This is a genomic window from Streptomyces sp. NPDC057654 (assembly GCF_042800135.1).
Lineage (GTDB): Bacteria > Actinomycetota > Actinomycetes > Streptomycetales > Streptomycetaceae > Streptomyces.
Genome location: NZ_JBHVHQ010000364.1, coordinates 1 through 8,020, shown reverse-complemented (window position 1 = coordinate 8,020; position 8,020 = coordinate 1). Strand labels below are relative to the sequence as shown.

At 72.7% G+C, this 8,020-nt stretch carries 7 protein-coding genes and 1 pseudogene; 5 read left to right on the top strand and 3 right to left on the bottom strand.

Going from position 1 to position 8,020, the window contains the following annotated elements; genetic code table 11:
* The 4 genes and pseudogenes from ACFU99_RS24525 to ACFU99_RS24510 form a co-directional block, all read left to right on the top strand.
* Window positions 1-523 (top strand): annotated as a pseudogene (locus tag ACFU99_RS24525) (hypothetical protein); the annotation flags it as partial.
* A 119-nt stretch (window positions 524-642) separates the two neighbouring features.
* Entirely contained in the window at window positions 643-2,406 is a 1,764-nt protein-coding gene (locus ACFU99_RS24520) for a trypsin-like peptidase domain-containing protein (protein ID WP_384395382.1), read from the top strand.
* 150 nt (window positions 2,407-2,556) lie between these two features.
* Entirely contained in the window at window positions 2,557-3,009 is a 453-nt protein-coding gene (locus ACFU99_RS24515) for a sec-independent translocase (RefSeq protein ID WP_384395381.1), read from the top strand.
* 116 nt (window positions 3,010-3,125) lie between these two features.
* Complete coding sequence (locus ACFU99_RS24510) at window positions 3,126-3,824, top strand: hypothetical protein (protein WP_384395378.1); 699 nt, start codon at window positions 3,126-3,128, stop codon at window positions 3,822-3,824.
* A 135-nt stretch (window positions 3,825-3,959) separates the two neighbouring features.
* Here the strand turns inward: ACFU99_RS24510 and ACFU99_RS24505 are convergent, their stop codons facing one another.
* From ACFU99_RS24505 to ACFU99_RS24495, 3 genes are all read right to left on the bottom strand, one after another.
* Complete coding sequence (locus ACFU99_RS24505; protein ID WP_384395376.1) at window positions 3,960-5,120, bottom strand: Mrp/NBP35 family ATP-binding protein; 1,161 nt, start codon at window positions 5,118-5,120, stop codon at window positions 3,960-3,962.
* A 116-nt stretch (window positions 5,121-5,236) separates the two neighbouring features.
* On the bottom strand, window positions 5,237-5,728 hold the full coding sequence (locus tag ACFU99_RS24500) for a DUF1003 domain-containing protein (RefSeq protein WP_384395375.1): 492 nt from the start codon (window positions 5,726-5,728) through the stop codon (window positions 5,237-5,239).
* Window positions 5,718-7,013, bottom strand: a complete 1,296-nt coding sequence (locus tag ACFU99_RS24495) for a magnesium transporter MgtE N-terminal domain-containing protein (RefSeq protein WP_384395373.1) — start codon at window positions 7,011-7,013, stop codon at window positions 5,718-5,720. The genes ACFU99_RS24500 and ACFU99_RS24495 overlap by 11 nt, the downstream gene beginning before the upstream one ends.
* 201 nt (window positions 7,014-7,214) lie before the next feature.
* Here ACFU99_RS24495 and ACFU99_RS24490 point away from each other — a divergent pair, with 201 nt between their 5' ends.
* On the top strand, window positions 7,215-7,913 hold the full coding sequence (locus tag ACFU99_RS24490; RefSeq protein WP_384395372.1) for a hypothetical protein: 699 nt from the start codon (window positions 7,215-7,217) through the stop codon (window positions 7,911-7,913).
* The last annotated feature ends 107 nt before the right edge of the window (window positions 7,914-8,020 follow it).

Here is an 8,020-nt window from a genome sequence, read left to right as displayed (position 1 = left end):
GCCCCGTGAGCGCGGCTTCCGCATCCACGAGGTGGAGCGGCCGGGCCCGCGCGGTCGCCGCTTCGCCTTCGCCGCGGCCGGGGCGGTCTCGCTCGCCGCGTTCGCACTCGGCGGCGCGCTGCCGCTGGACGCGGCCATGGACACCCCGAGCGCCCGGTCGGACGCGCCGGGGACGCCGTCGTTCGGGACGCTCAACGCGGACGGCACCCGGCGGGAGATCGGGCTCGCGGCCGCCTCGCGGGACCGGCCCTCCATGTTCAGCGCGCCGGGGGAGCGGTTCGGGGCGTCGTTGCCGACGGCGACGACGCACGCGCAGCCGCCGATGGGTCCGTTCGCGGCGCAGCCGCGCTCCGGGAGCACGGTGTCGCCGCTCGTACGGCCGGCCGCGGAGGTCGAGCCGCCGGTGTCCGGCCCGTCCGACGTCCCGGCCCCCATCCAGGCCCCGGCGGCCCCGCCCCCGTCCGACGCCGCCAGCCGGCTGGTCACCGCCAACGCCGCCTCCGCACTGACCCCGCACCCCTGACGGCCCCCTGCGCGAACCCGCGCCGACCTGGTTGAATCTCCAGGTGGGCCATGCGACAGGCGGTCCATGCGACCGACCGCCCGGTCCGCGCCGGGTCGCAGGTGAACTGTGGGGAGAACATGGACGACGCGAAGGCCCCCGGGCCCAAGCCGAAGTGGTGGAGCCGTCCGCAGCCGGCCGTTGGCGCCGTGGGCGCCTCGGAGGCGGCCGGGGGCACCACGGCCGGGCCGCCGCCCGCCGCCGATGCGCCTGACGGCGCGCCGTCCACCGATGCGGCGACCGACGCGGGCACAGTCTCCGACCGGCGGCCCGAGGGGGATTCGGGGCAGGCCGCTGCCGCTCGACCAGCCGATACGGACGTGTCCTCGCACTCGTCGGGAGCCGACGCCGCTGCGGGCGGGCAGCCCGTGGCCGATCGCCCCACCATGGCCTTCCCGGCCGCGGGGCAGGCCGTCCCCGGTAAGCCCCTGCACGACCCCGATCCCTACGGGACGCCCCCGTACGGCGGCCCCGGGCCGTGGGCGCCCGCGCCGCCCGTGCAGCGGCCGACTGCGGGTACCGCCGACGGCTCGTACGAACAGCCGGGCCCGTACGGGCGGCCCGCTCCCCACGTCGGTGGCATGGCGGCTCCCGCGGAGGGCCCGTACGGGCAGCAGCCGCAGCCCGGCCCGTACGGCGGTGGCGCGGGGTATGGGACGCCGCCCGCGCCCGCGGCGCAGTGGCAGGGGTACGACCCCTGGGGCGAGCCGCGTCCCGAGCGGCCGGAGGGCAAGCCGTGGGGGCGGGGCCGGCTGACGGCCGCGATCGTCGTGGTGGCGCTGGTGGCCGGCGGGATCGGCGGCGGCATCGGGGCGTATCTGGAGCGGAACGGCAGCATCACCGATGTGAGCCTGCCGCAGGCGCCGGCCGAGCGGGCCGGCCGCGCCCCCGGCTCGACCGCGAGCATCGCCTCCGCCGTGCTGCCCGGCGTCGTGACGATCCATGTGCGCGGCGCCAGCGAGCAGGGCACCGGCACCGGCTTCGTGCTGGACAAGCGGGGGCACATCCTCACCAACAACCACGTCGTGGAGCCGGCCGGGGACGACGGCGAGATATCGGTGACGTTCAGCGGCGGCCGGACGGCGAAGGCGACCGTCGTCGGCCGGGACAGCGGCTACGACCTGGCGGTCATCAAGGTCTCCGGGGTCACCGGCCTCAAGCCCCTGGCCCTGGGCAACTCCGACTCGGCACAGGTCGGCGACCCGGTGGTCGCCTTCGGCGCGCCCTACGAGCTGGCGGGCACGGTGACGTCGGGGATCATCAGCGCCAAGGAGCGGCCGATAACGGCCGGCGGCGAGAAGCAGGACGGCAGCGACACCAGCTACGTCGACGCCCTCCAGACCGACGCCCCGATCAACCCCGGCAACTCCGGCGGCCCCCTGGTGGACGGGAAGGCGCGCGTCATCGGGATCAACAGCGCCATCCGCTCCGTGAGCAATGGCTCCGGCGGCCTCGAAGGCAGCCAGGGCGGTTCCATCGGCCTGGGCTTCGCGATACCGATCAACCAGGCCCGCCGCGTGGCCGAGGAGCTGATCAACACGGGCCGGGCCGCCCACCCCGTGATCGGCGTCACCGTCGACATGGCCTACTCCGGCGAGGGCGCGCGGGTGAACTCCAAGGGAGTCAAGGGCCCCGCCGTCACCCCGGACGGCCCCGGCGACAAGGCGGGACTCAAGCCGGGAGACGTGATCACGCAGCTGGACGGGGCGGCGGTGCGCAGCGGCCAGGAGCTGATCGTCAAGATCCGCAGCCACCGCCCGGGGGACACGCTGACCCTCACCGTCGAGCACGACGGCAAGACCCGCACTGCCCGGCTGACCCTCGGCTCCGCCAGTGGCGACTGACTCCGGAGCCCCGGCGGGCCGTCCGAACGGCACGCCGGGCCCGAGCTTTGGCCTGATGTTGGTCCGGGTGTCTCCCGAAGGGCATGCGCAGGCAGGTACCGTGATAGGCGGCCTGGCCCGTCGGCCACAGACGTATCAAGGAGCTGCAAGGTGTTCTTCGACATAGGACCCCTAGAGCTGGTCGCGCTCGTCATCCTTGCGGTGCTCATTTTCGGCCCGGACAAACTGCCGAAGATGATCCAGGACGTCTCGCGGACCATTCGGAAGATCAGGGAGTTCTCGGACAGCGCGAAGGAAGACATCCGCTCCGAGCTGGGGCCGGAGTTCAAGGACTTCGAGTTCGAGGACCTCAACCCGAAGACGTTCGTGCGCAAGCACGTCCTGGACAAGGACGAGCTGGGCCTCAAGGAGATCCGCAACGGCTTCGACCTGCGCAAGGAGATGGCCGAGGTCACGGACGCCGTGCACGGCCGCGAGGAGGACGCGCCGCCGCCCGCCGCCCCCTCCGCGCCGGCCGCCCCTTCCGGCGGCCCCGACCTGCTGAAGAAGCGGGAGAAGCCGGCCCCGGACGAGCGCCCGCCCTTCGACCCCGACGCCACCTGATCCCCCGTATGGCCTACGGGACGGGCCAGTATGGCTATCCTCCCTTTGTCCGGGGCGACGTCGTCCGAGGAGGCGGCGCGTCCGCGACAACGGGGTAATGAGGAGGCGCCGCGCAGATGGAGACGACGAGTCGGGTAGAGGCGCAGGGAGCCGGTACGGCCGAGGCGCCCGCCGGTGAGGCCGCGCCGGCGGCGCGGGAAGCACCGCGAGGAGCGTCCCGCGCCCGGCGGTCCGTCGACGGGTATCTGCTGGCCTCGTTCCCCTGGTACGGCCTGGACGACGCGTATACCGGGCCCCGCTGGCTGATGCAGGTCGGCACCGCAGCGGACGACACGGTCGAGCACGGTTCCATCGGCCACGGCGAGGAGCCCTCGCTGCGCCTGGACCAGAGTCCGGACCAGCAGAGATTCGCGGTCGTGGTGACCATCGCGGACCGCCCGGTGCGGCGCAGCGCGGACGGCACGGGCGTGCTGGAGGCCACCTCGGTCTCCTCGGCGGCCTGGCTCGCCGGTTCCGGGCTGCTGGCGTGCACCTGGCCCGCGAAGATGGAGCGCGGGCTGCGCCAGGATTGGCTGGACCAGCAGACGGCGATCGCCTGGGAACTGGCCGACGACCTGAAGGGCCCGGACTGGTCGCTGCTGTCGCTGTCCGTGGACGGCGTGCCCACCGACTTCCGCTACCGCGAGTCCGAGTACGGCTGGGTGCTGGCCGGATCGACCGGCGACGGGGTCCACGTGGGCGCGTACGGGCGCGGCATGAGCGCGTACGGGCTCGGCTTCTCGGCGATCAAGGACATCGCGTCGTACGGGCGCTGAGCCGCGAGCGCTGAGCCACGAACGCAGGGCCACGAGCGCTGAGCACGGCGCGTACGGACGTACGCGCCAAGGCGAGCGGTAAGGGGCGGCATCCAATGGAGGCCGCCCCTTACCACGCCGCTTGCTGCCGCTCGTTCAGAACTTGTTGCGCGGGGTGATCCCCAGCGACATCCCGGACAGCCCCCGCTGCCGGCCGCCGAGCTTGCCCGCGATCGTCCGCAGCGCGCTGCCCGCAGGGGAGCCCGGGTCGGTCAGCACCACCGGCTTGCCCTCGTCGCCGCCCTCGCGCAGCCGCACGTCGATCGGGATCGAGCCCAGCACCGGCACCTGCGCGCCGGTCGTCTTCGTCAGCCCCTCGGCGACCCGCTGGCCGCCGCCCGTGCCGAAGACGTCCACCATCTCGTCGCAGTGCGGGCAGGGCAGCCCGGACATGTTCTCGACCACGCCGACGATCTTCTGATGGGTCTGTACGGCGATCGAACCGGCCCGCTCGGCGACCTCGGCCGCGGCCTGCTGCGGCGTCGTCACGACCAGGATCTCGGCGTTCGGCACCAGCTGCGCGACGGAGATCGCGATGTCGCCGGTGCCCGGCGGCAGATCGAGCAGGAGCACGTCCAGATCGCCCCAGAAGACGTCCGCGAGGAACTGCTGGAGCGCCCGGTGCAGCATCGGCCCGCGCCACACCACGGGCGCGTTGCCGGGGGTGAACATGCCGATCGAGATGACCTTCACGCCGTTCGCCGACGGCGGCATGATCATGTTCTCGACCTGGGTGGGACGGCCCTCCGCGCCCAGCATGCGCGGCACCGAGTGCCCGTAGATGTCCGCGTCCACGACGCCGACCTTGAGCCCGTCGGCCGCCATCGCCGCCGCCAGGTTGACCGTCACCGAGGACTTGCCGACGCCGCCCTTGCCGGAGGCCACCGCGTAGACGCGGGTGAGCGAGCCGGGCCGGGCGAAGGGCACCTCGCGCTCGGCCGTGCCGCCGCGCAGCGAGGCCGCCAGTTCCTTGCGCTGCTCGTCGCTCATGACGTCCAGCTCGACGGTGACGCCGCGCACGCCGTCGACGGAGGCGACGGCCTCCCGCACGTTCGAAGTGATCGTCTCGCGCATGGGACAGCCCGAGACCGTCAGATAGACCGCGACCGCGACCGAGCCGTCCGCCGCGATCTCCACCGATTTGACCATCCCCAGCTCGGTGATGGGGCGGTGGATCTCGGGGTCGTTCACCGTCGCGAGCGCGGCGCGTACGGCGTCCTCGCTCGGCGCGGAGCCTTGGGGCGTGTCGGTAGCCATACCGACGATGGTACGGCGGTACGGGCGTGCGGTGGAGCGCAGGCGGGCGGCGGTGGGCGGGGTCACAAAGGGGCCCCGCGGCGACCGAGGGGCGGCCTCCGCGTCAGCCCCGGCGGTCAGCGCTCCGGGTCCGGCTCCCGCAGCCTGCGCTCCTCGATCTCCTTGAGCAGATCCTGGAGTTCGGAGCGCATCCAGTCACGCGTCGCGACCTCCCCGAGCCCCATCCGCAGCGCGGCCACCTCGCGCGTCAGATACTCCGTGTCCGCGATGGAGCGCTCGTTCTGTTTGCGGTCCTGCTCCAGATTGACCCGGTCCCGGTCGTCCTGCCGGTTCTGCGCCAGCAGGATCAGCGGGGCCGCGTACGACGCCTGAAGCGACAGCATCAGCGTCAGGAAGATGAACGGATAGCGGTCGAACCGCAGGTGAACAGGGGCCGAGGTGTTCCACACCACCCACAGGATGATGACGACCGTCATCCAGACGATGAAGCGGCCGGTGCCGAGGAAGCGCGCGATCTTCTCCGAGAACCGGCCGAACGCCTCCGGGTCGTACGCAGGCAGCAGGCTCCGCCGACGGTCCCTGGGCTGATCGAGACGGCTACCGCTCACCGTCGGCCCCCTCCGGCTCGAACTCCGCGCCCGGCGGGCCGTGCAGGTCCCGCTCCCGCCAGTCGTCGGGCAGCAGATGGTCCAGGACGTCGTCGACGGTCACCGCGCCCAGCAGCGAGCCGCTCTCGTCGACGACAGGGGCGGAGACCATGTTGTACGTCGCCAGATAGCTGGTGACGGCGGTCAGCGGGGTGTCCGGCGGCAGCGGCAGCAGATCGCTGTCCACGATCGAGCTGACGAGCGTGAACGGCGGATCGCGCAGCAGCCGCTGGAAGTGCAGGGTGCCCAGGTACTTGCCGGTCGGCGTCTCGTCGGGCGGCCGGCAGACGTACACCTGGGCGGCGAGCGCGGGCGACAGATCGGGGTTGCGCACCCGGGCCAGGGCGTCGGCGACGGTGGCGTCGGGCTGGAGCACGATCGGCTCGGTGGTCATCAGGCCGCCCGCGGTCCGCTCCTCGTACGCCAGCAGCCGCCGTACGTCCGCGGCGTCGCCCGGCTGCATCAGCGTCAGCAGCCGCTCCTTCTCCTCCTCCGGCAGCTCGGAGAGGAGGTCGGCGGCGTCGTCGGGGTCCATGGCCTCCAGCACGTCGGCCGCGCGCTCCTCCTTGAGCTTGCCGAGGATCTCCACCTGGTCGTCCTCGGGCAGCTCCTCCAGCACGTCCGCGAGCCGGTCGTCGTCCAGCGCGGCGGCCACCTCCGAGCGCCGCTTGGCGGAGAGGTGGTGCAGGGCGTTCGCGAGGTCGGCCGGGCGCAGCTGCTCGAAGGCGGCGAGCAGGTTCTCCGCGCCCTGCCCGTGCTCCTCCAGGGAGAAACCGGTGACGGCCGACCATTCGACGGTCAGCGCCTCCGCCCTGCGGCGCAGCGCGCCGCCCTTGCCCTTGCGCACGAAGACCTTGTCGATCTCCCAGTCGCGGCGGGCCGGCAGCTGGGCCATGGCCACGTCCAGGACGGTCACCTCCTCGCCGCTCTCCACCAGCCGCACCCGCCGGTCGAGCAGCTCACCCAGGACGAGGGTCTCGGAGGCACGCTGTTCGAAGCGCCGCATATTGACCACGCCGGTGGTGATGACCTGCCCGGACTCGACGCCCGTCACCCGGCTCATCGGAAGGAAGATCCGGCGCCTGCTGACCACCTCGACCACGAGCCCCAGCACGCGCGGCGGCCGGCCGCCGACGCGCAGGATCACGACGAGATCGCGGACCCGTCCCACCTGGTCGCCGTTGGGATCGAAGACGGCGACTCCCGAGAGGTGCGAGATGAACACCCTGGGGGCGCCAGACGCCATGTCGTGTTCCTCCTTCTCTGCGGGTATATCTGGCTCAATGTCAGTTTCAGGCTAGCGTGACCCGGTGCGCACCGCCGTGGGGACGGCGGCCGTACGGTTCCTGACGACTGCCCATGGACGGCACGGGTACGCTCCGTACTGCATCGGCATCAGGAGGCAAGAGCAGACGTGCGAACCCGGAACGCGGCTCTCGTGGGGGCCATGTGCGCGAGCCTGGCGGCGGCGCTCACGGGGTGCGCCGAGGACCCCGACGCGGGGACGAACGGCGTGGGCAAGCTGGCGGCGCCGGCCATCGAGGCCAAGGCGCGCACGGCGGCGGAGGGCGCGAGCGCGGTGCACCTCACCGGCAATCTGGTCAGCCGGGGCCATACGTACAAGCTCGACATGCGGCTCAAGAAGAACGGCGGCTCGGGCAAGGTCGCCAGCGAGGCGAGCACGTTCCAACTGCTGAGCATCGGCGGGGACCTGTACTTGAAGGCGGATGCCGCCTTCTGGTCGCACGAGAAGGACTCCAAGAGCGGGAAGAACGGCGGTTCCGCCGCCGACAAGCTGGACGCCAAGTATGTGAAGGTCCCGTCCGGCGACCCCTCGTACAAGGAGCTCAGCGGCTTCACCGACAAGGCCGTGCTGCTGGACGGCGTCCTGGGCCTGCACGGCAAGCTCACCCGCGGCGACCACGGCTCCGTCGCCGGCACCCGCACCATCCGCGTCAGCGGCGACGGCGGCAGCGGCGGCACGCTGGACGTCTCCCTCAAGGGCACGCCGTATCCGCTGCGCTTGCAGCGGGGCGGCGGGGCGGGGGTGGTCCAGCTGACCGACTGGGACAAGGACTTCGCCCTGTCCGCCCCGGCCAAGGACCAAATGGTCGACTACGGCAAAAAGATTCCCCGCGGGAACTAGCGGGAACTAGACGTCCCCGCCTGCGCCCCCCGCCAAGTCCTTCGGCTGCGGGCCGCCGGTGGCCGCTCGCGCAGTTCCCCGCGCCCCAGCCGGGGCACCTCTCGACG